General features: G+C 64.1%; 20 protein-coding genes and 2 pseudogenes. 12 read left to right on the top strand and 10 right to left on the bottom strand.

Going from position 1 to position 25,045, the window contains the following annotated elements:
* Positions 1-41 precede the first annotated feature (41 nt).
* From FJ434_RS05060 to FJ434_RS05050, 3 genes are all read left to right on the top strand, one after another.
* Positions 42-893: a hypothetical protein gene (locus tag FJ434_RS05060; RefSeq protein WP_140746252.1), complete on the top strand. Its 852-nt coding sequence runs from the start codon at positions 42-44 to the stop codon at positions 891-893.
* A gap of 75 nt (positions 894-968) precedes the next feature.
* Entirely contained in the window at positions 969-1,772 is an 804-nt protein-coding gene (locus tag FJ434_RS05055) for an oxaloacetate decarboxylase (RefSeq protein ID WP_140746249.1), read from the top strand.
* Positions 1,773-1,783: 11 nt separating this feature from the next.
* Complete coding sequence (locus FJ434_RS05050; protein ID WP_140746246.1) at positions 1,784-2,782, top strand: proline racemase family protein; 999 nt, start codon at positions 1,784-1,786, stop codon at positions 2,780-2,782.
* A gap of 4 nt (positions 2,783-2,786) precedes the next feature.
* Here FJ434_RS05050 and FJ434_RS05045 read toward each other — a convergent pair whose 3' ends face one another.
* Entirely contained in the window at positions 2,787-3,497 is a 711-nt protein-coding gene (locus FJ434_RS05045; protein ID WP_140746243.1) for a sulfate transporter family protein, read from the bottom strand.
* A gap of 119 nt (positions 3,498-3,616) precedes the next feature.
* Entirely contained in the window at positions 3,617-4,519 is a 903-nt protein-coding gene (locus FJ434_RS05040) for an EamA family transporter (protein ID WP_140746240.1), read from the bottom strand.
* Positions 4,520-4,794: 275 nt separating this feature from the next.
* On the opposite strand from FJ434_RS05040, the gene FJ434_RS05035 reads away from it, so the two are divergent.
* Complete coding sequence (locus FJ434_RS05035; protein ID WP_140509130.1) at positions 4,795-5,787, top strand: adenosine kinase; 993 nt, start codon at positions 4,795-4,797, stop codon at positions 5,785-5,787.
* A 388-nt stretch (positions 5,788-6,175) separates the two neighbouring features.
* Entirely contained in the window at positions 6,176-6,874 is a 699-nt protein-coding gene (locus tag FJ434_RS05030; RefSeq protein WP_140746237.1) for an antitoxin Xre/MbcA/ParS toxin-binding domain-containing protein, read from the top strand.
* A 46-nt stretch (positions 6,875-6,920) separates the two neighbouring features.
* Here the strand turns inward: FJ434_RS05030 and FJ434_RS05025 are convergent, their stop codons facing one another.
* The 3 genes and pseudogenes from FJ434_RS05025 to FJ434_RS30065 form a co-directional block, all read right to left on the bottom strand.
* Positions 6,921-9,200: an NADP-dependent malic enzyme gene (locus FJ434_RS05025; RefSeq protein ID WP_140746234.1), complete on the bottom strand. Its 2,280-nt coding sequence runs from the start codon at positions 9,198-9,200 to the stop codon at positions 6,921-6,923.
* A 132-nt stretch (positions 9,201-9,332) separates the two neighbouring features.
* Positions 9,333-9,644, bottom strand: coding sequence for a hypothetical protein (locus FJ434_RS05020; RefSeq protein ID WP_246678262.1), 312 nt, complete (start codon positions 9,642-9,644; stop codon positions 9,333-9,335).
* Position 9,645: 1 nt separating this feature from the next.
* Positions 9,646-9,777: pseudogene (locus tag FJ434_RS30065) on the bottom strand (glycosyltransferase family 1 protein); the annotation flags it as partial.
* Between the two features lie 138 nt (positions 9,778-9,915).
* Between FJ434_RS30065 and mutS the strand changes: the two are divergent.
* The gene (gene mutS / locus FJ434_RS05015) at positions 9,916-12,687 is read left to right on the top strand and encodes a DNA mismatch repair protein MutS (protein ID WP_140746231.1); all 2,772 of its coding nucleotides are present in this window, start codon (positions 9,916-9,918) and stop codon (positions 12,685-12,687) included.
* Here the strand turns inward: mutS and FJ434_RS05010 are convergent, their stop codons facing one another.
* The 3 genes from FJ434_RS05010 to FJ434_RS05000 form a co-directional block, all read right to left on the bottom strand.
* Positions 12,688-13,533 carry an aldo/keto reductase gene (locus tag FJ434_RS05010; protein WP_140746227.1) on the bottom strand — a complete coding sequence of 282 codons (846 nt, stop codon included), beginning with the start codon at positions 13,531-13,533 and terminating at the stop codon, positions 12,688-12,690.
* 89 nt (positions 13,534-13,622) lie between these two features.
* Positions 13,623-14,015 carry a DUF305 domain-containing protein gene (locus tag FJ434_RS05005; RefSeq protein WP_140746224.1) on the bottom strand — a complete coding sequence of 131 codons (393 nt, stop codon included), beginning with the start codon at positions 14,013-14,015 and terminating at the stop codon, positions 13,623-13,625.
* Between the two features lie 43 nt (positions 14,016-14,058).
* The gene (locus tag FJ434_RS05000) at positions 14,059-16,566 is read right to left on the bottom strand and encodes a heavy metal translocating P-type ATPase (protein WP_140746221.1); all 2,508 of its coding nucleotides are present in this window, start codon (positions 16,564-16,566) and stop codon (positions 14,059-14,061) included.
* A gap of 199 nt (positions 16,567-16,765) precedes the next feature.
* Here FJ434_RS05000 and FJ434_RS04995 point away from each other — a divergent pair.
* From FJ434_RS04995 to murJ, 4 genes and pseudogenes are all read left to right on the top strand, one after another.
* Positions 16,766-17,068, top strand: a pseudogene (locus tag FJ434_RS04995) (glycosyltransferase family 25 protein); the annotation flags it as partial.
* Positions 17,069-17,102: 34 nt separating this feature from the next.
* Positions 17,103-17,906, top strand: a complete 804-nt coding sequence (locus tag FJ434_RS04990) for a glycosyltransferase family 25 protein (protein WP_140746218.1) — start codon at positions 17,103-17,105, stop codon at positions 17,904-17,906.
* Between the two features lie 89 nt (positions 17,907-17,995).
* Positions 17,996-20,797 carry a [protein-PII] uridylyltransferase gene (locus FJ434_RS04985; RefSeq protein ID WP_140746215.1) on the top strand — a complete coding sequence of 934 codons (2,802 nt, stop codon included), beginning with the start codon at positions 17,996-17,998 and terminating at the stop codon, positions 20,795-20,797.
* A gap of 46 nt (positions 20,798-20,843) precedes the next feature.
* Entirely contained in the window at positions 20,844-22,442 is a 1,599-nt protein-coding gene (gene murJ / locus FJ434_RS04980; protein ID WP_140746212.1) for a murein biosynthesis integral membrane protein MurJ, read from the top strand.
* On the opposite strand, the gene FJ434_RS04975 is transcribed toward murJ, so the two are convergent.
* Both FJ434_RS04975 and FJ434_RS04970 read right to left on the bottom strand, forming a co-directional pair.
* On the bottom strand, positions 22,417-22,821 hold the full coding sequence (locus FJ434_RS04975; RefSeq protein ID WP_140509111.1) for a type II toxin-antitoxin system VapC family toxin: 405 nt from the start codon (positions 22,819-22,821) through the stop codon (positions 22,417-22,419). The two genes, murJ and FJ434_RS04975, sit on opposite strands and share 26 nt — an antisense overlap.
* Positions 22,821-23,066, bottom strand: a complete 246-nt coding sequence (locus tag FJ434_RS04970) for a type II toxin-antitoxin system VapB family antitoxin (RefSeq protein ID WP_140509110.1) — start codon at positions 23,064-23,066, stop codon at positions 22,821-22,823. Before FJ434_RS04970 ends, FJ434_RS04975 begins: the two co-directional genes overlap by 1 nt.
* 232 nt (positions 23,067-23,298) lie before the next feature.
* Here FJ434_RS04970 and trpS point away from each other — a divergent pair, with 232 nt between their 5' ends.
* Together trpS and FJ434_RS04960 are read left to right on the top strand one after the other, a co-directional pair.
* Entirely contained in the window at positions 23,299-24,366 is a 1,068-nt protein-coding gene (gene trpS, locus FJ434_RS04965) for a tryptophan--tRNA ligase (RefSeq protein ID WP_140746209.1), read from the top strand.
* A gap of 118 nt (positions 24,367-24,484) precedes the next feature.
* Positions 24,485-24,976 carry a universal stress protein gene (locus tag FJ434_RS04960; RefSeq protein ID WP_010913128.1) on the top strand — a complete coding sequence of 164 codons (492 nt, stop codon included), beginning with the start codon at positions 24,485-24,487 and terminating at the stop codon, positions 24,974-24,976.
* Positions 24,977-25,045: the final 69 nt, after the last annotated feature.

Raw genomic sequence — 25,045 nt, 5'->3', positions numbered from 1 at the left:
GTTAGCTTGGCGGCGCTTGGGGTGAGGGGACGATATCAAGCATGTCAGGATTTTTGCATCGGCTCGTCCTTGCCTGCCTGTTGCTGCCATTGCTGTGCGGCGCGGCCGGAGCCCAGGATGCCGCCAGCCCGGACCTCGGCAAACCCATCGTCGGCCACGCCGATACGACCTATGCCGATCTCATCAGGATGGTCGTTCCGGATCTGACGGCGAAGGGCGATTATTATGTCGGCTCCTCGCCGATCGAGATGCGGCACATTGCCGGTCCCGACAATGACAGCTCGCCACCAGAGGCACCGAGCGTTTTCAGCGCCGGCGTGCTTGGCATCAAAGCCGGCGGCAAGGATCGGCTGGCCATGCTGTTCGACCTCGGCCAGTCGCCCGACAGCGCGGAGGGCTATGCGGTGCTGGCGCTTTACGACCTCACCGGCAAACCGAAGCTGCTCGATGCCGTCAATGTGGCGACCGACCGTTTCACCTTCTTTCGCCACCCCGGTAAACTTTCGCTCGGCCCCAGTGACGATGCGCTGATGATCTCCAGCACGCATTTCAATTCGAACCAGGGCTACATGTCGACGCCGCTTATCCTGGTGCGAGACGGCCGTTTTGAGCTGATCGACCTCATCAACACGTTCGACGAAAATGTCTGTTCCTACCGGCGCTCCCAAGACCTGACCTTCCAGGCTTTGAGCGATGGCTCGCCCTACGCAGCGATCAAGGCGGCGATAACCGACAAGACAGTGCCTGGCGAAGAGACTTGCGACGAACCGGCCCCGAAGGCCGTCTCGAACGACAATTCCGTAACCTACCGCTGGGACAAGAAAACGGCGCGCTATGTCGCCGATTCCGACGCTTTCGAGAAATTGGCAGCAGACAACGAGAAACGCTTCTGAACCAACCGCATTCGTTTGCCCGGCCACGAACAGCGCGGTAGCATCCGCCCCGGCACTCGTCATGGGGGAGCATTCATGGACAACGGCAAGATTTTTCGCGACCTGCATGCCTCGACCTTCGTCATGCCCAATCCCTGGGATCCGGGCACGACGAAGCTGCTTGGCTCCTTCGGCTTCAAGGCGCTGGCCACGACCAGCGCCGGCTTTGCCTTTTCGCGCGGCCTGCCGGACGGAGCCGTGAGCTTCGACCAGATGATCCATCATTGCCGCGAGGTGACGGCGGCGACCGAACTGCCGGTTTCGGCCGATCTGGAGAAGGGCAAGGGCGACAGCGCCGAGCAGGCCGCCGAGACCATTTTCGCGGCGGAAGCCGCCGGGCTTGCCGGCTGCTCGATCGAGGACCACACCGGCGATCCGGACAAGCCCATCTATGAATTTTCGCACGCGGTCGAGCGTGTCGCCGCCGCGGTGGAGGCGGCGCGGGCGCTGAAGCGCGACTTTGTCTTCACGGCGCGGGCCGAGAATTTCCTCTGGGGCAAGTCCGACCTCGACGACACGATCAAGCGGCTGCAGGCCTTCGAAAAGGCCGGCGCCGACGTGCTCTATGCGCCGGGCATCGGCGACGTCGAGATGGTACAGACCTTGTGCTCGGCGGTCGGCAAGCCGGTCAATGTCATGGCGAAGCCCGGCTTCACCATCGCCGACCTTGCCGTGGCCGGCGTCAAACGGATTTCGCTAGGGCCGTGGCTGACCAATTTCGCCTACGGCATGCTGGAGACGGCGGCGCGCGAAATCCAGCAGGACGGCACGTTCGGCTTCACCCGCGCCGCCATGCCGTTCGGCAAGTTGCAGGCGCTGTACGGCAAATCCCAGGGCTAGGACGGGCCCGAATGAACCTTACTGTCGTCGACATGCATACGGGCGGCGAGCCTCTCCGGATCGTCACGGGCGGTTATCCCAGTATTCCCAAGGGCACCATCCTGGAGAAGCGCGCCTATGTGCGCGACCATCTCGATCATTTGCGCAAACTGCTGATCTTCGAACCGCGCGGCCATTACGACATGTATGGCGCCCTGCTGGTCGAGCCCGATTTGCCCGGCGCGGACCTCGCCGTGCTGTTCATGCACAATGAGGGTTATTCGACCATGTGCGGCCACGCCATCGTCGCGCTCGGCCGTTACGCGATCGATCAAGGGCTGGTGGCCACGCAGGAGCCGTTCACCACCGTGAACATCGAGGCGCCGTGCGGCCTGGTCGTCGCCTCCGTCGCGGTCAGCGACGGCAAGGCCGGTTCGGTGTCGTTCGAGAGCGTGCCGGCCTTCCTGTTTGCCCGCGACCAACAGATCGAGCTGACGGAATATGGCAAGATCGGTTTCGATGTCGCCTATGGCGGCGCCTTTTACGCGCTGGCCGACTGTCATCAATTCGGCTTGGAGTTCGGCCGCGACCGTGTGCGCGATTTCGTCGACGCGGCAACCGCGCTGACGAACCGGCTCAAGGCCGAGTTTCCGCTATCGCATCCCGATCATGATGACCTCGCCTTCCTCTACGGCACCATCCTGACAGATGGAAAGGACGCCTTTTCCGGGGAAGTCACCAGGAATGTCTGCGTCTTCGCCGAGGCGGAGGTCGACCGCTCGCCGACCGGTTCCGGCGTCACCGCCCGGCTGGCGGCCATGCATGCCAAGGGCGAGATCGCCATCGGGCAGAAGCGCATTTTCGAGAGCATCGCCGGCTCGCGCTTTTCCGGGGTGGTGGCGCGAACGGCGAAGGCCGGCCCGCACGAAGCGATTGTCGCCCGCGTCGGCGGCCGTGCCTATTATTCCGGACGAGCCGAATTCATTGTCGAACCGGACGACGAGCTGGGGCGCGGCTTTCTCTTGCGCTGAAGGCTCAACCGCGTGCGGGACGGGCCGCTTCCCGTGCCGAGACCGCCTTGTGCAGATGCACCATCATGGCGGCGGCGAAGAGCGGCGTCAGCAGGTTGAGCAGCGGCACGGCGAGGAAAGCCGCGATAACCAGCCCGGAGAGAAACACCGTGCCGGCATACCGCCTGCGCAGGGCCCTCGCATCTTCCTCCGGGCGAAAGCGCATGGCGGCGAATTCGAAGAATTCGCGTCCGAGCAGGTAGCCGTTGACGATGAAGAAGGCGGCGATGTTGATGCCCGGCACCAGCAGAAGCAGCAAGGCGACGATGTTGCCCAGGATGACGACGCCAAAGAATTTTACCGCCAGCACCAGCGATCGCAATGCCGGCATGGCGCGTCCGGCCGGGTCGCCGGGGTAGTCGGTGCGCTCGACCACTTCGGCGACATCGTCGAGGAACAGGCCGGCGATGACGGCCGTGACCGGCGCGACCAGCAGCGCCATGCCGAAGGCCAACGCGATGGCGGCGATTAGTCCGCCCAGCCACCCGGCCCAGGACGGTATGCCGGGCAACGATGTCTGGAGCCACGGCAGGGCCAGCCATTCGACAAGGCTGGTCAGGCCGAACCACAGGGCGACCAGCGCCAGCAGGGTCAGGCCAAGCGTCTTGATGAACACGGAGCGAAACGGAGGCGAGAGCAACTCCAGGGCCGCGGTGCGGGCAGCGTCGAAAATCACCGTGCTTCACCCCAAGGTCAGCGGACACAGCCACAAGGCAGGACGTTCCCGAGATAGGCAGTGCGGCCCGCGAGCACAAGCGCGGGCCGTTGCCAGCCTCGCACTCACCCGAAATCTGCCTATCGGGCGGAGGCCGGCTTGCGGACCGGTATGGTCATGGCCGCCACGCCGACAACGACAAAACCCATGCCGAGCCAAGCCGTAGGGCCCAGGCTTTCACCGAGGAACACGGCGCCAATGCCGACGCCGATCGGCACGCGCAGATAGGCCTGAGACGTCGTGCCGACCGACCCCAGCGTGTGGATCAGACGGAAATAGATGACGAAAGCCAGTGCCGTCGAAAACACGGACAGGCCGAGCAAAGCGAGTATGGAAGCCGCCGAAGGCGCCAGCGTCCACGGCTGGTCGACCGCCAGGCTGAGCGGCACCAGCATGATCGCACCGCACAGCATCGAACCGGCGGCGGGAAGCATCGGATCGAGGCCCCTGAAGCCGCGGCCGAAAATGGCGGCGCCCGCATAGCACACCGTTGCCGCGACGATGGCTAGCTGTGCCCAGAGCTGGTGGCCTATGCCGCCAAGCGCCTGCGTGCCGACGATCAGGCATATGCCGGCAATGCCTGCGCCGACGCCGACCAGCTTGCGCGCCGTCACCGGCTCATGGCGGGTGATGAGCGCCGTCAGCAGGAAGGTGAAGATCGGCGAGGTGGCGTTGAGGATGGTGGCAAGGCCGGCGTCGACCGAACGCTCGGCGGCGGCGATCAGCGTGAACGGGACGACGCTGTTGAGGCAGGCCTGGAAGGCGAAGCGGCGCCAGCTTGCCGCGTCGCCCGGCATGGCAAGGCCGCGCCAGCGGATGACGGCGAACAGGATGGCGCCGGCGATCAGGGTGCGGGCGGCGATGAAGGTGATGGGCGGGATGGTCTCGACGCCGATCTTGATGAAGGTATAGGACGCCCCCCACAGCACCGCCAGCACGCCGAGCAACACCAGGTCGGTGGTCGTATCGCTCTTTGCTGACATGGGCTTGCCGCCTTCGGATCGGGATCGAACAAGCCCTTTTAGGCAACGCCACGGCGAAATGCTTCGGCCACGATCGAATTGTCGTAACGCCTGGGTACAACGAAAACCAACTGCAAAACTGTCTTGCAGGCGCGCAGTCGCGGGCTTCTTCGGCAAAGGACGGGCCTCGCCGATACGCCGGCAACGACAGAAAATCGGTTGCCAGTTTTCAGGGTCATGCTGTAGACCCGCGCGGGCATGGCAAGAAGCCGGCTCGGGTTTTGGCGGAGACATTGATGCCGGATTATGACGTGCTTTGCATTGGCAATGCGATTGTCGACATCATCGCCCAGTGCGAGGAGGACTTCCTCGAGACCAACGGCATCATCAAGGGCGCGATGAACCTCATCGACACCCACCGCGCCGAATTGCTCTACAGCCGCATGGGCCCGGCGATCGAGGCCTCCGGCGGCAGTGCCGGCAACACGGCGGCTGGTGTCGCCTCCTTCGGCGGACGCGCCGCCTTCTTCGGCAAGGTCTCCAACGATGCGCTGGGCGAAATCTACGCGCACGACATCCACGCGCAGGGCGTCGCCTTCGACACCAGGCCGCTCGAGGGCGAGCCGCCGACGGCGCGCTCGATGATCTTCGTCACCCCCGATGGCGAACGCTCGATGAACACCTATCTCGGCGCCTGCGTCGAACTCGGGCCGGAAGATGTCGAGGCCGACAAGGCGTCGGGCGCCAAGGTCACCTATTTCGAAGGTTATCTATGGGACCCGCCGCGCGCCAAGGAAGCCATCCGGCAGACGGCGAAACTTGCGCACGCGGCCGGTCGCGAAGTCTCGATGACCTTGTCGGATCCATTCTGCGTCGACCGCTACCGCGACGAATTCCTCGACCTGATGCGCTCGGGCACGGTCGACATTGTTTTTGCCAACAGCCACGAGATCAAGTCGCTTTACCAGACTTCGTCCTTCGACGAGGCGCTGGCGCAGATCCGCAAGGATTGCAAGATCGCGGCAGTGACCCGTTCCGAAAAAGGCTCGGTCATCGTACGCGGCGACGAGACCGTGGTCATAAAGGCAACCACCATCAAGGAACTGGTCGACACGACAGGCGCCGGCGACCTCTACGCCGCCGGTTTCCTGCATGGCTATACACAGGGCCGAGACCTCCAGACCTGCGGCGATCTTGGCTCACTGGCGGCTGGATTGGTGATCCAGCAGATCGGCCCAAGGCCACGGCAGAACCTGCGCAAAGAGGCAGAGCAGGCGGGATTGTTGTAACAACGCCTTTCTCTTCGTCCCCTTGTGGGAGAAGGTGGCCGCGAAGCGGCCGGATGAGGGGTGTTCCAGCTTGGCAATGGCGGCACTCCGTCCAGCACCCTCAACCGTCTTGGGCGAGTCAGGCCTCGCCCGCCCTTCGGGCCCCGCAGGGAGAAGGCAAGCGCGGACCGCTTCTCACCGTCGCGCAGTTGTCACAGACCGCTCCTAAAGGCAAATGCGAGCGTGCCGTGACTGACCTTTCGGCTCGCCTATCGGGGTGTGTGGCAATGCAGGACAGCAACCTGTCGGGTCGTTGCATCTGTTGCCGTTGCGCTTTCCACTTTCAGCCCTAGCCGTTCAACAACGGCCGTGGCTGAGGGAGGAGAGCGCGCGGCCAGAAGACAGATGTATGACCAGATTTCAGACTAAGGCGACCGGCATCACGCAGGACGATTTCGCCGACATGGTGGCGGAAAAAGTCGAGCGTGCGCTTGCCCACTATGACGAGGCCATCAACGGCCCGACAATGATCTCGGTCGGCAAGATCGCCGGCAGCATAGCGTCCGCGGTCACCTTGCTGTCGCCCAAGCACCAGCGCGCCATCGACACCATTCACGCCGACCTTCCCGGCCTTGCCTCGAAATTCGTGCGTGCGCTCGCGGCGGAAGCCGCGCGCCGCAGCGAAGCTGGCACGGTGGGGACGACGACGCTGTCGGCAGAGGCCGAAACGCTTCCCGCGCTTCCCCAGTCCGACGACCTAGAATCGATGCTGATCGAGGACTGGGCCGGCCGCGTCGCCGGCTCGACCTACCTCGAGGAAAACCTGCGCATCGCCCGCTCCACCCTGCACCGCTGGCAGAGACGGGGCGACGTCATCGCGCTGCGCAAGGGCGGTCGCAAGCACGTCTTCCCGCTGGCGCAGTTCGTCGACGGCAGGCCGGTGGCAGGCATAAGCGATGTGCTGGAGATCATCGGCAATCCAAGGCTCGCATGGCTGTGGCTGACCCGCCCAGCGGCTCAGCTCGACGGCCGCATTCCGATCGACCTGTTGCGCCAGGACCGGGCGGAGGAGGTGGTCGAGGCGGCGCGGGTGTTCGCGCCGGGGTGAGAGACCAGTCTGATCGCCAGCTTTCGTCCGCCACGCCGACCGCTCTTCAAGTCCCCGCCGTATACGCCGCGATCGCCGCCATGTTCACGATGTCTGAGTCCTTGGCGTTCAGCGAGACGATCTGCACCGGCTTGTTCAGGCCGACCAGCAGCGGGCCGATGACGGTCGAACCGCCGAGTTCCTGCAGCATCTTGGTCGAGATCGAGGCCGAGTGGAACGCCGGCATGATCAGCACATTGGCCGGGCCGGTGAGCCTTATGAACGGATATTGCGCCATGGCGCGGGCGTTGAGTGCCACGTCGGCTGCCATTTCGCCGTCATATTCGAAATCGACGCGGCGCTTGTCGAGGATGCGCACGGCTTCCTGGATGCGCTCGGAACGCTCGCCCTGCGGGTGGCCGAAGGTGGAATAGGCGAGCATGGCGAGTCTTGGCTCATAGCCCATGCGGCGGGCAAATCCGGCGGCCTCCTCGGCGATGTCGGCGATCTGCTCGGCGTTGGGCATGTCGTGCACTGCGGTGTCGGCGACGATCACCGTGCGGCCGCGCGCCAGCACGATCGAGACGCCGATGACGCGGTGGCCGGGCTTGGCGTCGATGACGCGCCTGATATCGTCGAGCGCGGTCGAATAGTTGCGGGTGACGCCGGTGACGATGCCGTCGGCATCGCCCAGCGCCACCATGCAGGCGGCGAAATGATTACGGTCGTTGTTGATCAGCCGCTGGCAGTCACGAAACAGGAAGCCTTTGCGCTGCATGCGTTCGTAGAGATAGTCGGTGTAGATCGAATTGCGGCGCGACAGACGCGCATTGATGATCTCGATGCCTTGTTTGTTGAGGTCAATGCCGGCGTGCCTGGCGTTCTCCTTGATGACGTCGTCGCGGCCAAGCAGGATGGCAGTGCCGAGCCGCTGGTTCACATAGGAGACGGCGGCGCGCATCACCTGCTCCTCCTCGCCTTCGGCGAAGACGATGCGCTTGGGCTGGCGGCGCACGCGGTCGTAGATACGCTGCAGGGTCGAGGCGATCGGGTCGCGGCGGGCGGAAAGCTCCTGCGCATAACGGTCGAGATCGAGAATAGGCTTGCGGGCGACGCCCGAATCCATTGCCGCCTTGGCCACGGCGATCGGAATGGCGGAGATCAGGCGCGGGTCGAACGGCACCGGAATGATGTAGTTGGGACCGAATTTCGGCCGGTTGCCCTGATAGGCGGCGGCGACGTCGTCGGGCACGTCCTGGCGCGCCAGTTCGGCGAGCGCGCGAGCGGCGGCGATCTTCATCTCGTCATTGATGGTGGTGGCCCTGACATCCAGCGCGCCGCGGAAGATGTAGGGGAAGCCGAGTACGTTGTTGACCTGATTGGCGTAGTCCGAGCGCCCGGTGGCCATGATGGCGTCAGTGCGGATCTCGGCCACTTCCTCCGGGGTGATCTCGGGATCGGGATTGGCCATGGCGAAGATGATCGGGTTCTTGGCCATCGACTGCACCATGGCGGTGGTCAGCGCCCCCTTGGCGGAAAGGCCGAGGAAGACATCGGCGCCGTCGAGTGCTTCGGCCAGGCTGCGCGCATCGGTCTTGATCGCATGCGCCGACTTCCACTGGTTCATGCCCTCGGTGCGGCCCTGGAAGACCACGCCCTTGGTATCGCACAAGGTGATGTTTTCGGGCGAAAAACCCATCGCCTTCATCAGTTCGATGCAGGCGATGCCGGCGGCGCCCGCGCCATTGCAGACCAGCTTCGTGGTCTTCATGTCGCGGCCGGTTACCTCCAGCGCGTTGATCAGGCCGGCGGCCGAGATGATGGCGGTGCCGTGCTGGTCGTCGTGGAAGACCGGGATGTCCATCAGTTCGCGCAGGCGCTGCTCGATGATGAAGCATTCCGGCGCCTTGATGTCTTCCAGATTGATGCCGCCGAAGGAGGGACCGAGGAAGCGCACGCAGTTGATGAACTCGTCGGCATCCTCGGTATCGACCTCGAGGTCGATGGAATCGACATCGGCGAAGCGCTTGAACAGCACCGCCTTGCCTTCCATCACCGGTTTGGAGGCCAGCGCGCCGAGATTGCCTAGGCCAAGGATGGCGGTGCCGTTGGAGATGACGGCGACCATGTTGCCGCGCGTCGTGTAGTCGAAGGCTCTCGATGGATCCTCGGCGATGGCGCGCACTGGCACGGCGACACCAGGCGAATAAGCGAGGCTGAGATCGCGCTGCGTCGTCATCGGCTTTGAGGCGACGATCTCCAGCTTGCCGGGCCTGCCCATGGCATGGAATTCGAGCGCTTCCTGTGCGCTGACGGACGGACCGTTGTTCTCGGTTTTCCTGGCCATGATGCTTTTGATTTCCTCGCCGGTGGGACACCTTTTTGAAGCGGGTGCCTGTGTGCTTGCGAATTAAGACCACGGGCCGCCGCGTGTAAACCACGAAGCTCTGCAAAGCTGCTTCAAAGCGGACACGCTCGGTCAGGAGCCATTCTGCGCCACCCTGGATGCCATGATTTCATGCGCATGCTGGCGGGCCGTTGCCCATCGCCGCAGCGTCCTGGTTCCGGGAAACGGCCATTGCGATAGCGGCGGTTGGCTGCTTCCCAGTCTCTTCAGCAGGTCGGCCAGGAATACTGTGAGTTCCTGCCGTTGAGCCCGCACCTTGGCCAGCGTGCGGTTGCGAATCTCCTCGCGCGGAATGGCGCGGTCGCGCAACGTCTCGACGGCGCGCCGGATCGGGCTCGGCGATGATGCAATAGTCCGGATTGAAAAAGACGTCCCGGCCGCCAAGACTAGGTGTGGTCACCACCGGCAACCCGGCCATCATATATTCCATGCTGGAGCACATTGCCCCTTCCGCCGCCGACAGACAGAGCCCGACCGCGGCCTGGTTGTAGACGCGATTGACCTCCTGCGGCGCCAGCCAGCCAGTCAGGCGATCACACCATCGAGCAATGCACGCTGAATAGCCCCTTCCATGGAAAGATGGCTCGCGGTCTTCCCCTGCTTTCTATCCCCCCGGCATTAAACCGCGCCATCACATCTGCTAGCGTGCCGCGCCATGAACATGCACAGCCCGAACGAGCCCGACGCCGCCCCCGAGGTGATGACGCCGCCGCAGCCCGGCGCTGCCGCCGTCACGCCGATGATGGAGCAATTCATCGAGATCAAGGCGGCGAACCCGGATTCGCTGCTGTTCTACCGCATGGGTGATTTCTACGAGCTGTTCTTCGACGATGCCGAGAAGGCGAGCCGGGCGCTGGGCATCGTCTTGACCAAACGCGGCAAGCATCAGGGCCACGACATTCCGATGTGCGGCGTGCCGGTGCATGCGGCTGACGATTACCTGCAGAAGCTGATCGGCCAGGGATTCCGCGTTGCCGTCTGCGAGCAGATCGAGGATCCGGCCGAGGCCAAGAAGCGCGGCTCCAAATCGGTGGTGCGCCGCGATGTGGTGCGGCTGGTGACGCCGGGCACCATTACCGAGGACAAATTGCTGGCACCCTCGGAATCGAGTTTCCTGATGGCGCTGGGCAGGGTGAAGGGCGGAGCGGAGCCAAGAGGCGGGGAGCGCGGTAGCGCGACAGGGCACCAAGGAAGCTTTGCAATTGCCTGGATCGACATCTCGACCGGCGCCTTCCGCGTCGCTGAGACTACCGCCGACCGGCTGCTCGCCGACATCTTCCGTGTCGATCCGCGTGAGCTGATCGTCGCCGAGCCGGTGTTCCACGATCCCGAGCTGAAGCCGGTTTTCGACGTGCTCGGACGTGTCGCCAGCCCACAGCCGCCTTCGCTATTCGATTCGGCCTCGGCCACGGGACGGATCGCGCGCTTCTTCGAGGTGGCGACACCAGACAGTTTCGGCACGTTTTCGCGCTCCGAACTGTCGGCGATCTCGGGCGCCATCGCCTATGTCGAGAAGACGCAGAAGGCCGAACGGCCGCCGCTGTCGCGGCCCGAGCGCGAGGAGCAGGGCTCGACCCTATTCATCGACCCGGCGACGCGCGGCAATCTCGAACTGCTGCGCACGCTGTCCGGCAGCCGCGAGGGTTCGCTGTTCAAGGCGATCGATCGCACGGTGACCGGCGGCGGCGCAAGGCTGCTCGCCGACCGGCTGATGGCGCCGCTCACCGACCCGGCGGCCATCGGCGCACGGCTGGATTCGGTGTCGTTCTTCCGTTCCGAAGTGCGGCTTTGCCAGGCAGTGCGGATGAGCCTGAAGAGTGTCGCCGATATGCCGCGTGCCCTGTCCAGGCTGGCGCTCAACCGGGGTGGCCCGCGCGATCTCGGGGCGCTCCGCGCCGGCTTCGAGGCGGCCGGCGCCATAGCTGAAACCTTTGCCGCGATCGCCCTGCCCCAGGAATTGGCCGGCGCGATGGCCGCGATTCAGGCGCTGCCCAAGACACTTGCCCAACATCTCACCCAGGCGCTCGGCGAGGAACTGCCGCTGCTCAAACGCGACGGCGGTTTCGTTCGCGGCCGCTACCATGCCGAACTCGACGAGATGCGGGCGCTGCGCGACGAGTCGCGCAAAGTGATCGCCGGGCTGGAGCGCTCCCTGATCGAGGAGACCGGCGTCCGTTCGCTGAAGATCCGGCACAACAACGTGCTCGGTTACTACATCGAGGTGACGGCCAACCATCATGCCGTCATGACCGGCAGCGATGGCGCCAAGGCGCGCTTCATCCATCGCCAGACCATGGCCAATGCCATGCGCTTCACCACGACCGAACTCGCCGAACTGGAGACCAAGATCGCCAATGCCGCCGACCGGGCACTGAGCATCGAACTGGCCGCCTTCGATGCGCTGACGGCCGAAGCCGTCGGCCAGGCCGAGGCGATCCGCGCCGGCGCCGATGCGCTCGCCGTGCTCGACGTGTCGGCGGCACTTGCACTTTTGTCGGAAAGCGAGAGCTGGTGCCGGCCGGTGGTGGATTCCAGCCTTGCCTTCGAGATTTCAGGCGGCCGGCATCCAGTGGTCGAACAAGCGCTGCGCCGTTCGGGCGAAGGCCCGTTCGTCGCCAATGATTGCGACCTCTCGCCGGAGGGAAATGCCAAGAACGGCGCGATCTGGCTGCTGACCGGCCCGAACATGGGTGGTAAGTCGACGTTCCTGCGGCAAAACGCGCTGATCGCGATCCTGGCCCAGACCGGCTCCTTCGTGCCGGCGGCGTCTGCCCATATCGGGGTCGTCGACCGGCTGTTCTCGCGCGTCGGCGCGTCGGACGATCTGGCGCGCGGCCGTTCGACCTTCATGGTCGAAATGGTTGAGACGGCGGCGATCCTCAACCAGGCCGGCGAACGCGCGCTGGTGATCCTCGACGAGATCGGCCGCGGCACCGCAACGTTCGACGGCCTGTCGATCGCCTGGGCGGCGGTCGAATATCTGCACGAGAAGAACCGCTGCCGGGCGATCTTCGCCACCCATTTCCACGAGATGACGTCGCTTGCCGGCAAGCTGGCGCGGCTTTCCAACGTCACCATGCGGGTCAAGGAATGGGAGGGCGACGTCGTTTTCCTGCACGAGGTCGGCAAGGGCGCCGCCGACCGCTCCTACGGCGTGCAGGTGGCGCGGCTCGCCGGCTTGCCGGAAGCGGTGGTCGAACGGGCCAAGGCGGTGCTGCGCCAGTTGGAGGAAGGCGAGGTCTCCGGCAAGACCAACCGGCTGGTCGACGACCTGCCGCTATTTTCGGTGGCGGTAAAGCGGGAAGCGCCAAGGCCGATGAAGAGCGACGCGCTGGGCGCAGCACTGGGTGACATCAACCCCGACGAGATGACGCCAAAGGAGGCGCTGGAGGCACTTTACCGGTTGAAGGGACTGGCGGGGAAGTAGTCAGATCATCTCCAGCCCACTCTTCCGGCTGGGTGGCGGGAACGCACTGTCGAGATCGGCGATGTCCTGCGGCGTAAGCTTTATGTCCAGCGCGGCAAAATTCTGGCGGACGTGCGCCTGGCTGCCGGCCTTGGGAATGGCGATGACGCCGTCCTGCTGGATTACCCAGGCCAGGGCGATTTGCGCCGCGGTTGCGCTGTGACGGGCTGCGACCTCGGCGAGCCTGGCATTGTATGCCAGCGCGCCCTGCTCCACCGGCGAATAGGCCATCAGTGGGATGCCACGTTTCCTCATCCAGGGCGTGAGATCGAATTCCGGGCCGCGGCGGACCAGATTGTAAAGCACCTGGTTGGTCTGTACCTTGTCGCCGTCGGACAGGAGTCCCAATTCCTGCATCTCGTCGGTGTCGAAATTGCTGACGCCCCAATGCCGGATCTTGCCGGCTTTTTTCAGCGCCTCGAAGGCTTCGACCGTTTCCGATAGGGGCACGCTGCCCGGCCAATGCAGAAGATAGAGATCGATGCGGTCGGTGGCGAGGCGCTTCAGGCTGTTCTCGCAGGCGCGCTGCAGGCCGGCCCGCGAAGCGTTGGAAGGCAGGACCTTCGAGACCAGGAAGACCTCGGCGCGGCGCCCGGCGATAGCTTTGGCCACCACTTCTTCCGCACCGCCGCCGGCATACATTTCGGCGGTGTCGATCAGCGTGACGCCGAGATCGAGACCGAGCTTGAGGGCATCTACCTCCTCGGAGCGCCGGCGCGAATCCTCGCCCATCTTCCACGTACCCTGGCCGAGAACGGGTATGGCCTCGCCGCAGGGCAGCGTGGTGGTCCTGACGCTCGATTCCATGGCCTGGCTCCGTGGTACCCGATCGCATCGAGCCGCGACGAGACTCCGGAAGGAGTTCTCGCCGGGCCCTGCTTGGCGATGCCGGAAGCTTACTTCACCGGATGGGCGGCGAGCCAGTCCTGCATCTGCTTGATTTCGGCTTCCTGCGCGGCGATGACGCCTTCGGCGAGCTTGCGGATTTCCGGATCCTTGCCGTTGGCCAGCTCGACCTTGGCCATGTCGATCGCGCCCTGATGATGCGGAATCATGCCGCGGACAAAATCGACATCGGCATTGCCGGTATATTGCGAGGCCATCATGCCGGTATGCATCTTTTCCATAGCCGCCTTGTAGCCCGCCGTCGAAGGGCCTTCCGCCCCCATGGCCATGGCGCCCATGTCGTGCTTCATCTCTTCGCTCTGCGCCGGCACGCTTTCGAGGAAGATGGCAAGCAGCATTCCGGCGGCCATCAGCAGCAGCACGAGTTTTTTAGCCAAGGTCATTCATGGTCTCCTGTTGGTTGGGTTTGGTATCTGGGAGTTGATCTCAGAGTTTCAATGTTCTGAGCCGCAATGCGTTTGCGATCACCGAGACGGAGGACAGGCTCATCGCCGCCGCCGCCAGCATGGGCGACAAAAGCGTGCCGGTGAGCGGATAGAGCACGCCGGCGGCGACCGGCACGCCGAGCACATTGTAGAGGAAGGCGAAGAACAGGTTCTGCCGGATGTTACCGATGGTCGCCTGGGCCAGGGTACGGGCGCGGACGATGCCGTTCAGGTCGCCCTTGACCAAAGTGATGCCGGCACTCTCGACCGCGACATCGGCGCCCGTTCCCATGGCGATGCCGACATCGGCGGCGGCAAGCGCCGGCGCGTCGTTGACGCCGTCGCCGGCCATGGCAACGCCGGCACCCCTGCCGCGCAGTTCGTCGACGAGCGCTGCCTTCTGTTCCGGCAACAGACCTGCCCGAACCTCGTCGATGCCGAGACGTCCAGCGATCGCCTTGGCGGTGCGCTCATTGTCGCCGGTCGCCATGATGATCCTCAGCCCGCTGTCATGCAGCGCCTTGATCGCCTCGGCCGTGGTCGCCTTGACCGGATCGGCGACGGCGACGATGCCGGCCAGCTTGCCGTCGACAGCGACGAACATCGCCGTCTTGCCATCGCCCTGCAACGCTTCCACGCTGGCCAGGATTGCGGAAACGTCGATGGCGAGATCGGCCATCATCACGGTATTGCCGAGCGCGACCCTCTTGCCCCATACCGTGCCGGAAACGCCCTTGCCGGTAACCGCTTCGAAGCTGCCGGCCTCGGCGATCTTCACGCCGCGCTGGCCCGCCCCGTCGACGATAGCCTCGGCCAGCGGGTGCTCCGAGCCTTTTTCCAGGGTCGCGGCGTATACCAGCAATTCGTCCTCGGAAAAGCCACTGGCAGCCACGACATCGGTCAATTTCGGCCGGCCCTCGGTCAGCGTGCCGGTCTTGTCGACGATCAGCGTGTCGACGGAGGCGAAGCGCTCCAGCGCGGCGGCTTCCTTGATCAGCACGCCGGCATGCGCGCCGCGCCCGGTCGCGGTCATGATGGACATCGGCGTGGCGAGACCCAGCGCACAGGGACAGGCGATGATCAGCACCGAAACCGCCGAGACGATGGCGAAGATCAGGCTGGGCTCGGGGCCGAAGACCGCCCAGGCGATGAACGAGGCGATGGCGACGAGGACGACGGCCGGGACAAAGTAGAAGGAAACACGGTCGGCCAAGCCCTGGATCGGCGCGCGCGAGCGCTGTGCCTTGGCGACCAATTCGACGATGCGCGACAGCGTCGTCTCGGCGCCGATCCGTTCGGCGCGCATGATCAGCGAGCCGTTCTTGTTGAGTGTGCCGCCGGTCAAGGCATCGCCTTGGGCTTTCTCGACCGGCAAGGGTTCGCCTGTGATCATCGATTCGTCGATGGAGGAGCGGCCTTCGAGTACCGTGCCGTCGACCGGCACGGCATCGCCGGGCCTGATGCGCAGGCGCTCGCCGGTCTTGACGTCGTCCAGCGGCACATCGCTCTCGGAACCGTCCTCGGCGATCCGCCGTGCGGTCTTCGGCGCGAGGTCAAGCAGAGCTCGGATCGCCGATCCGGTCTTTTCGCGGGCGCGCAGTTCCAGCACCTGGCCGAGGAAGACCAGCGCCACGATGACTGCGGCTGCCTCGAAATAAACCGGCACCGCACCGCCATGGCCGCGAAACTGATGCGGAAAGATGTCCGGGAAGAGCGTGGCGGCGACGCTGTAGAGATAGGCGGCGCCGACGCCGAGCGAAATCAGCGTCCACATGTTGGGGCTGCGGTTGAGGATCGAGTCCCAGCCGCGATGGAAAAACGGGAAGGCGGCCCAGAGCACCACCGGGCTCGCCAGGACCAGTTCGATCCAGACCTTTGCGCGATCCTCGACCAGGCCCTCCAACGACAGGCCTACCATCGGCGCCATGGCGATGATCAGCAGCGGGAGCGACAGCACCGCGCTCACCCAGAGCCGCCTGGTGAAATCAACCAGTTCGGGATTTGGCCCTTCATCGCCGGTTGGCACGCCCGTTGGCTCGAGCGCCATGCCGCAGATCGGGCAGGAGCCGGGCTTGTCGCGGATGATCTGCGGATGCATCGGGCAGGTGTATTGCGTGCCCTTGGGCACCGGCGCCGGCGCCGGCCTGCCGCCGAGATAGGTTTGCGGCGCCGCCTCGAACTTCGACTTGCAGCCGGCGGAGCAGAAATAAAAGCCTTGGCCTTCATGGCGGACAAAATGTTTCGCCGTCGCGCGGTCGACGCTCATGCCGCAGACAGGGTCGGTCGCCGTCAGGTAGCTTTCCGGCTCGGCCTGAAACTTCGAACGGCAGCGCTCGCTGCAGAAATGATAGAGGCGGCCGCCATGCTCGAATGTCGGTTTGCCGGCGGCCGGATCCACGGTCATGCCGCAGACCGGGTCGCGCAGAACCGCATCCGAGGCGGCGCCTTTCGGCGCGCAACAGCCGCCATGCGAGCCGTGCGTGTGATGATCGTGATCTGAATGCGTCATTCTAAAATGCCTTGATTGTCACTGCTTCAAAACCCGAGGTAGTGCTTCCAGTAACTGGAAGGTCAAGGGCCGTTTTGGTTTTCCGCATTTCAAGCCCCGTGAAATCGATCGACCCCCTGCACAAAGGCCGAGCTCGTGCTAAAACTTTTCTTGCTAATATTCTCCGCATCCCATTCATCCCGCTAGATTTCGGTCGACAATGAAGTGCCTGGTCATAAATCTCCATCGGTCCCCGGACCGACTTGCTCACTTAAGTGCAGAGTTCGCCCGGATTGGCACCGCGTTCCAACGCGTTGCGGCGATCGGTGCACGCAGCCACCCCGAACTCGGGCAGCAACCGCAACATCCGATGTATGCCCCCCGGCGTTTGTTGGGCAGCGAGATTGCTTGCCTGCACAGCCACCGCCTCTGCTGGGCGATCCTGGCGCAGGAAGAGGCCCCCTACGGCGCCATCTTCGAGGACGACGTGGTTTTTTCAGCAAATGCCGATCCGTTGCTTGCCTGCCATCCTAAGAAAAAATAAATTTTGTTGAAGAATGAAGCGCCTGGTCATCAACCTCGATCGATCTCCCGACCGGCTTGCCCATACGACGGCGGAGTTTTCGCGCATCGGCCTCGGATTCGAGCGGGTTGCCGCAATCGATGCAAGGGACCATCCGGAGCTCATGCTGCAGCGCCAGCATCCACTGTATGCGGTGCGGCGCCTGTCCGGCAGCGAGATCGCATGCCTGCACAGCCATCGCGCCTGCTGGACCATTATCGCGCAAGACGACGCGCCCTATGGCGCCGTCTTCGAGGACGACATGGTGTTTTCCGCGAAAGCCGGTGCGCTGCTTGCCGATACTAGCTGGATTCCGGCCGATGCCGATGTCGTCAAGCTCGAGACATTCTTCCACACAACCGTGATCCAGAGGGAGAGGTTTTCCGTCGGCGGCGGTTTTTCGCTGTTCAGGCTCCGCAAGAACCACATCGGAACTGGCGGTTACCTGCTCTCCCGGCAAATGGCACGTGCTCTTCTCGAGGCGACCGCCGACGTCAACGTGGCGGTGGACAGTCTCATCTTCGACCCTGCGTTCGCTACGTCGGGCGGCAAGACGATCTACCAGCTGGTCCCGGCGCTCTGTGCGCAGGAGCAGTTCGTGGGCAACAGGTTGCCGAGCCTGGTTGAACCGGGACGGGAGGCCGAGTGGGTCGCAAGCGGGCTCGCCGGCGGACACAGGATGCCGGCTCTCGCGCGGATACGCAGGGAGGCCCGGCGGGCAGCGCGGCAGATCACCGATCTCTGCAGGCTGCGGCGGCAGATTGTCGTACCGCTCGCTCCAGTCGAGGCAAACGACTAGAGCGTTTGCCGGATCGACAGCAGGCCCATACCCAGCGCCACGAAAACACGCTATAGACGCCGCCCAAAAGGCAGGGCCAACCGGTATCCATGGCGAAAATTTCCCTGAAGCTCGATGAATTGATCGACGGCGACGCTTTGCGCCGCGAGATGACCGCGCTGACCGCGGCCAGTGCCGGCGACGGTTCCAGCCAAGCCATCCGTGCTGCCGTTCTTCAGCTTCTCAAGGGGCGCCTCGCCGAGGGCCGCAAGACAGCCGAGGCCATGCTGAGGCAAGATGGCGGCGGCAACGCTTGCGCCGAACGGCTGTCGCACCTGATGGACGAGCTGATCTGTGCGCTCTACGACTTTGCCGCGACGCATGTATACCGGGTGAAGAACCGGTCCTCGGCCGAACGCATGGCGGTCGTTGCCGTCGGAGGCTATGGCCGCGGCACGCTGGCGCCGGGATCCGACATCGACCTCCTGTTCCTGCTGCCCTACAAGCAGACGCCGTGGGGCGAACAAACAGTCGAGTACATGCTCTACATGCTGTGGGACATGGGGCTGAAGGTCGGCCATGCCACCCGCAACATCGATGAGTGCCTCAGGCTGTCGCGCACCGACATCACCATCCGCACCTCGATCCTGGAAGCCCGTTTCCTGTGGGGCGAGCGCAAACTCTATGACGAGCTGATGCTGCGCTTCGACCATGAGGTGGTGCGCACGACCGGCCCGGAATATGTGCAGGCCAAGCTCGCCGAACGCGACGAGCGCCATGCCAAGGCCGGCGAAAGCCGCTATCTGGTCGAACCCAACGTCAAGGACGGCAAGGGTGGGTTGCGCGATCTGCAGACGCTGTTCTGGATCGGCAAGTATTTTTACCGCGTGCGCACCGGCGAGGAACTGGTCGAGAAAGGCGTCTTTACCGAGGCCGAGTATCGTGAGTTTCAGAAGGCCGAGGATTTCCTGTGGGCGGTGCGCTGCCACATGCATTTCCTCATGGGGAAGGCCGAGGAGCGGCTGCATTTCGACATCCAGCGCGAGATCGCCGAACGGCTCGGCTATACGACCCATCCCGGCCTGTCGGCTGTCGAACGCTTCATGAAGCACTATTTCCTCGTCGCCAAGGATGTCGGCGACCTGACCCGCATCTTCTGCGCCGCGCTGGAGGAAGAGCAGGCCAAGCACGTTCCCGGCTTCAACCGCATCTTCCTCACCTTCCAGCGCCGTAAGCGCAAGCTTGCCGGCACGTCCGACTTCATCGTCGACAACCATCGCATCAACATCGCCGACGACGGCGTCTTCGAGCGCGACCCGGTCAATCTTCTCAGGCTGTTCTGGTTCGCCGACAAGCACGGGCTGGAATTCCATCCCGATGCGCTGAAACTGCTCACTCGTTCGCTCGGCCTGGTCAACAAGTCGCTCAGGCGCGACGAGGAAGCCAACCGGCTGTTCCTCGATATACTGACCTCGGACCGCAACGCCGAACTCAACCTGCGGCGCATGAACGAGGCGGGGCTGCTGGGCCGGCTGATCCCGGATTTCGGCAAGATCGTCGCCATGATGCAGTTCTCGATGTACCACCACTACACGATCGACGAGCACCTGATCCGCTGCATCGGCGTGCTGGCCGAGATCGAGCGCGGCGACGGCGAGAAGGTGCATCCGCTGTCGCATTCGCTGATGCCGGGCCTGAAGAAGAGCCGCGAGGCGCTCTATGTCGCCGTGCTGCTGCACGATATCGCCAAGGGCAGGCCTGAAGACCATTCCGAGGCCGGCGCCAGGATCGCGAGGCGGATCTGCCCGCATATGGGGCTTTCGCCGGCCGATACGGAAACCGTCGCCTGGCTGGTCGAGAACCACCTCGTCATGTCGATGACGGCGCAGACCCGCGACCTCAACGACCGCAAGACGATCGAGGACTTCGCCTCGATCGTGCAGTCGGTCGAGCGGCTGAAGATGCTGTTGATCCTGACCGTCTGCGACATCAGGGGCGTCGGACCGGGCGTGTGGAATGGCTGGAAGGGCCAGTTGCTGCGTACGCTCTACTACGAGACCGAACTGCTGCTGACCGGCGGCTTTTCGGAAGTCTCGCGCGCCCAACGCACGGCGGCAGCGCGCGAACGCCTGGCGGAGGCGCTCGCCGACTGGCCCGACAAGGCGCGCAAGCGCTATGTCAGGCTGCATTATGAAAACTATCTCCTGACCGTGGACCTGCCGGACCAGCTCCGCCACGCCGAATTCATTCGCGAGACGGACGCGGCTGGCAATAAGCTCGCCACCATGGTCAAGACCCATCAGTTCGAGGCAGTGACCGAAATCACCGTGCTGGCGCAGGACCATCCCCGTCTTCTCTCGGTCATTGCCGGGGCATGCGCCGGGGCCGGCGGCAACATCGTCGACGCGCAGATCTTCACGACATCGGATGGCCGCGCTCTGGACACGATCCTGATATCGAGGGAGTTCGATCGCGACGAGGACGAGCGCCGGCGCGCCGAGCGCGTCGGCCGGCTGATCGAGGACGTGCTGTCGGGCAAGAGCTGGCTGCCGGAGATGATCGAGAAACGCACCAAGCCAAGGCGCGGATCCAAGGTGTTCAAGATCCCGCCGCGCGCCGAAATCCGCAACGCGCTGTCGAACCGGTTTTCGGTCATCGAGGTCGAAGGGCTCGACCGCCCTGGCCTTTTGTCGGAGATCACCGGGACGCTGTCCGACCTGTCGCTCGACATTGCCTCGGCGCATATCACCACTTTCGGCGAGAAGGTCATCGACACCTTCTACGTCACCGACCTCACCGGCCAGAAGATCGACAACCCAGCCCGCATCGCCACTATCCGCAACCGGCTGATCGCGACGCTCGAAGGCATCGTGCCGGAACGCGGCGGCAGGTCCAAGGCAGCCGCCGAGTGACGGCCATCATCCCCTTCTCCCAGTCCCACAGGTAGTTTGCGAACGCATGAGTCTCGTCAAGAAATTTGCTACCGTCGCTTCCGGCACGTTGATGAGCCGTGCGCTCGGTTTCGGCCGCGAGATGCTGATGGCAGCCGCACTCGGCACCGGACCGGTCGCGGACGCCTTCAATGCCGCCTTCCAGTTTCCCAACACGTTTCGCCGGCTGTTCGCGGAGGGCGCTTTCAATGCCGCCTTCGTGCCGCTGTTCGCCAAGGAGATCGAGACGCACGGCACCGAGGGCGCCAAGCGTTTCTCGGAAGAGGTGTTCGGTGTCCTGTTCACCGCGCTCCTGGCGCTGACCGTTGCCATGGAACTGGCGATGCCGCTGATCGTGCGCTATCTGGTGGCGCCGGGCTTTGCCGACACGCCGGGCAAGTTCGAGACGACCGTCACGCTTGCGACGATCATGTTCCCGTATCTGATCTGCATGTCGCTCGCAGCCATGATGGCGGGCATGCTGAACTCACTGCGGCGCTATTTCGCGGCGGCGATCGCGCCGGCTTTCCTCAACATCATCCTGATTAGCGTGCTTGGCTACGCCTGGTACCATGGACTGGATGCACATGCTGTCGGCTTCGCCCTGTCCTGGGGCGTGCTGGCGGCGGGCGTGGTGCAGCTTGCCATCGTCTGGGTGGCGGTGCGCAATGCCGGCATCTCGATCGGCTTCCGCCGGCCGAAGATGACGCCGAACGTGAAGCGGCTCCTGATCCTGGCGCTGCCGGCGGCGATCACCGGCGGCATCACCCAAATCAACCAGCTGATCGGAACGGCCATCGCCTCGGCGCAGGACAGTGCCGTCTCCTCGCTGGCCTATGCCGACCGCGTCTACCAGTTGCCGCTCGGTGTCGTCGGCGTCGCGGTGGCGATCGTGCTGTTGCCCGAACTGTCGCGGGCGCTGAAGTCAGGCAACCTGATCGAGGCCGCCAATCTGCAGAACCGCTCCGTCGAATTCACCCTGTTCATGACCTTGCCGGCGGCGGCGGCACTCTGGGTCATGTCGGAACCGATCGTACGGCTGGTCTATGAGCGCGGCGCGTTCGCCGCCAACCATTCAACGCCTGTCGTGGCGGCGATCCTGGCGATCTTCGGTCTCGGCCTGCCGGCCTTCGTGCTGATCAAGGCCTTCACCCCAGGCTATTTCGCCCGCGAAGACACGCGCACGCCGATGATCTTCGCCGCAATCTCCGTGGCGGTGAACGTCGCCACGGCGCTGACGCTGTTCCCGAGGATGGGCGCACCCGGTATTGCCGTGGCTTCGGCCGTCGCCGGCTGGGTCAACGCGCTGATGCTGCTTGCCGTGCTGATCCGGCGCGGCCATTGGGGCCGCGACGTGCCGCTCTTGAAGCGCATTCCGCGGCTGGTGCTGTCGGCGGTGGTAATGGGGGTCGCCCTCTATTTCGCCGAGCATTATTTCGCCATCAGGCTCGGACCCGGCTCGCCGCTGGTCATCAAGGCGACGACGGTACTCGCGCTGGTGGCGGGCGGAGCTACGCTCTATTTCGTCACCGCGTTCGTCACCGGCGGTGCCGATTTCAGTATGATCCGGCGCAATGTCGGGCGCAGGGGATCGCCAGCGACTAAGGAACAGTCTCCAGATCCGTAAGCCGGAATTCGTCTGCCGTCGAAAGTATCGAAACGGCGTAGTAGCGCGCGCAAGCGTAGTGGAAACAGTCCGCCAAATTCAGGCGAATGGCGTTGTTGCGAAACCGCGACGCAGCCTCGATGGACAATGACGTTGCCTCGGAGGCAGGCGGAAGCTCCCGCAAGGCTATAGCTCGCTCTTCAAGAAAACGACTGACTATCCTCAGGCTTACTTCGACGGGCACTGCCAATTTTTCTGATCGCGAAAGCGCCATCGAGGCTTCCCAGACGGCGATCGCCGACGTGAAAGGAGCCGGCGCCTCCATGATCGCTTGCGAGCAGCGTGGAGCTTCGGCCTCTTGGCTCAGCATCGCGACGATAGCGGCTGCGTCGACGAACATCAGTCTTCGCCGGACAATTCGTCGTAGACCGAGCGCGGCAGCGGATTGCGTGCCTGCTCGCTCAGCTCGATCCCGAATTCGGCACGGAGTCGTGCAGCCGTCTCAAGAGGTGTCTCTCGGTTACGCCGACGCTCCAGGGCTTCGCGCATGGCGATGACGATCGCCTCGGTGAGGCCGACTCCCTCGACCTTGGCGAAGGCGCGCGTCAAGCTGTCCGCCTCCTTGTTGTTGATGTTGATGGTCATCGCAGTACCTATATTCATTTGTATAGTTATTGATACGTAGCACACTACAAAAATAATTCAACATGGTCGCGGAGCGATCTCACGCCTCTTGATCCTCTCCCCACTCTCGTCCATAAGCGCGCCGTCGCAAGGCTTTCGCCGCGCGCGGTTTCCAGCCGCGTAATTGGCTCCGAAAAGTCTGCAACTTTTCGGAATCACGCTTATACGGCCCTCCACAAGCCATGAGGAAACCATGTCCGCCTTCAAGCCACTCGTCTTCTCCGGTGTCCAGCCGACCGGCAATCTGCATCTCGGCAACTATCTCGGCGCCATCAAGAAATTCGTCGCCCTGCAGGATACGTCCGACTGCATCTATTGCGTCGTCGACCTGCATTCGCTGACCGCCCAGCTCGTCTATGACGATCTTGCCGACCAGACGCGGTCGATCACCGCGGCGTTCCTCGCCTCCGGCATCGATCCGAAGAAGCACATCGTCTTCAACCAGTCGCGGGTGATGCAGCATGCGGAGCTTGCCTGGATCTTCAATTGCGTCGCGCGCATCGGCTGGATGAACAAGATGACGCAGTTCAAGGACAAGGCTGGCAAGGACCGCGAGAATGCCTCGCTGGGCCTGCTCGCCTATCCCTCGCTGATGGCGGCCGACATCCTGCTCTACCGCGCCACCCACGTGCCGGTGGGCGAGGACCAGAAGCAGCACCTGGAACTGACCCGCGACATCGCCCAGAAATTCAACAACGATTTCTCCGCCCGCATTGCCCGTCTTGGCGTCGGCGTCGAGATGCAGGTCGGTGAGGAGACGGTGAACGGCTTCTTCCCAATCACCGAACCGGTCATCGGCGGGCCGGCGGCGCGCATCATGAGCCTGCGCGACGGATCGAAGAAAATGTCGAAGTCCGACCCATCGGACCTGTCGCGCATCAACCTGACCGACGATGCTGACACCATCTCGAAAAAAATCCGCAAGGCCAAGACCGACCCGGAGGCCCTGCCGAGCGAGGTCGACGGGCTGGAAAGCCGGCCCGAGGCGGAGAACCTGGTCGGCATCTATGCGGGTCTCGCTGAGATGTCGAAGGCCGATGTGCTGAAGCAATTCGGCGGCCAGCAATTCTCCGTCTTCAAGCCGGCGCTGGCCGATCTCGCGGTGGAGAAGCTGGCGCCGATCGCCGGCGAGATGCGCCGCATCCAGGGCGACCGGGCCTATGTCGACGCCGTGCTCAGGGACGGCGGCGAACGCGCCGGCGTGCTTGCCGAGACGACAATGAAGACGGTGCGCGACATTGTCGGGCTGCTGCAGGGCTGAGCCCGATCGTCAACGCGCCGCCTCATACCGGCCAAGACATACTGGCCTGTGGCCGACGGCTTGCCGCCGGCCTGCCGCAGTGGCAGATTGCGGCCGAAAATTTACCGAGTAGGTAGACATGGTCTCCAAACGTCTCAGCCGCGAAGCCGGTCATCGCAGGAAATTCCTGACGATCATCGATGACACGCCGGAATGCGAACGCGCCGTCGCCTACGCCTCGAAGCGGGCGCAGAGCACCAGCGGCACGCTGGTGCTGCTCTACGTCATCGTACCGGACGATTTCCAGCACTGGCTGGGCGTCGAGAAGATCATGCGCGAGGAGGCGAACGCCACGGCGCGCGCGGCGCTCGACGGCTACGCCAACAAGGTGCGCCAGAAGCTCGGCATCGAACCGGAGATGGTCGTGCGCGAAGGCAAGCCTACGGAAGAGATCCATAAACTGATCGAGGAAGACCAGGATATCGCCATCCTGGTGCTGGCGGCCGGCGCCGGCAAGGAAGGTCCCGGACCGCTGGTCGGTGCCGTGGCCGGCAAGGGTGCGGCCTTTCCGATCCCGGTGACCGTGGTGCCGCAGAACCTGTCGGATGAGGAGATCGACAGCCTCGCCTGAGGCCCGCCCGGGATCCAGTTCCCCAGCCAGCAAAAACATTCCGCCAGCCAGCCGTTCCGGCGACGCGTT

This window comes from Mesorhizobium sp. B2-5-13 (assembly GCF_006440535.1).
Classification (GTDB): Bacteria; Pseudomonadota; Alphaproteobacteria; order Rhizobiales; family Rhizobiaceae; genus Mesorhizobium; species Mesorhizobium salmacidum.
This window is presented reverse-complemented; position numbering and strand designations above follow the sequence as displayed.

Coding starts and splice junctions, on each gene's coding strand:
- FJ434_RS04990 (WP_140746218.1), top strand. CDS start 17,103: ATGAAGCGCCTGGTCATCAACCTCGATCGATCTCCCGACCGGCTTGCC.
- trpS (WP_140746209.1), top strand. CDS start 23,299: ATGTCCGCCTTCAAGCCACTCGTCTTCTCCGGTGTCCAGCCGACCGGC.
- FJ434_RS04975 (WP_140509111.1), bottom strand. CDS start 22,821: ATGTTCGTCGACGCAGCCGCTATCGTCGCGATGCTGAGCCAAGAGGCC.
- FJ434_RS05030 (WP_140746237.1), top strand. CDS start 6,176: ATGACCAGATTTCAGACTAAGGCGACCGGCATCACGCAGGACGATTTC.
- FJ434_RS05050 (WP_140746246.1), top strand. CDS start 1,784: ATGAACCTTACTGTCGTCGACATGCATACGGGCGGCGAGCCTCTCCGG.
- murJ (WP_140746212.1), top strand. CDS start 20,844: ATGAGTCTCGTCAAGAAATTTGCTACCGTCGCTTCCGGCACGTTGATG.
- FJ434_RS05035 (WP_140509130.1), top strand. CDS start 4,795: ATGCCGGATTATGACGTGCTTTGCATTGGCAATGCGATTGTCGACATC.
- FJ434_RS05040 (WP_140746240.1), bottom strand. CDS start 4,519: ATGTCAGCAAAGAGCGATACGACCACCGACCTGGTGTTGCTCGGCGTG.
- FJ434_RS05025 (WP_140746234.1), bottom strand. CDS start 9,200: ATGGCCAGGAAAACCGAGAACAACGGTCCGTCCGTCAGCGCACAGGAA.
- FJ434_RS05055 (WP_140746249.1), top strand. CDS start 969: ATGGACAACGGCAAGATTTTTCGCGACCTGCATGCCTCGACCTTCGTC.
- FJ434_RS05010 (WP_140746227.1), bottom strand. CDS start 13,533: ATGGAATCGAGCGTCAGGACCACCACGCTGCCCTGCGGCGAGGCCATA.
- FJ434_RS04970 (WP_140509110.1), bottom strand. CDS start 23,066: ATGACCATCAACATCAACAACAAGGAGGCGGACAGCTTGACGCGCGCC.
- FJ434_RS04960 (WP_010913128.1), top strand. CDS start 24,485: ATGGTCTCCAAACGTCTCAGCCGCGAAGCCGGTCATCGCAGGAAATTC.
- FJ434_RS04985 (WP_140746215.1), top strand. CDS start 17,996: ATGGCGAAAATTTCCCTGAAGCTCGATGAATTGATCGACGGCGACGCT.
- mutS (WP_140746231.1), top strand. CDS start 9,916: ATGAACATGCACAGCCCGAACGAGCCCGACGCCGCCCCCGAGGTGATG.
- FJ434_RS05000 (WP_140746221.1), bottom strand. CDS start 16,566: ATGACGCATTCAGATCACGATCATCACACGCACGGCTCGCATGGCGGC.
- FJ434_RS05005 (WP_140746224.1), bottom strand. CDS start 14,015: ATGACCTTGGCTAAAAAACTCGTGCTGCTGCTGATGGCCGCCGGAATG.
- FJ434_RS05060 (WP_140746252.1), top strand. CDS start 42: ATGTCAGGATTTTTGCATCGGCTCGTCCTTGCCTGCCTGTTGCTGCCA.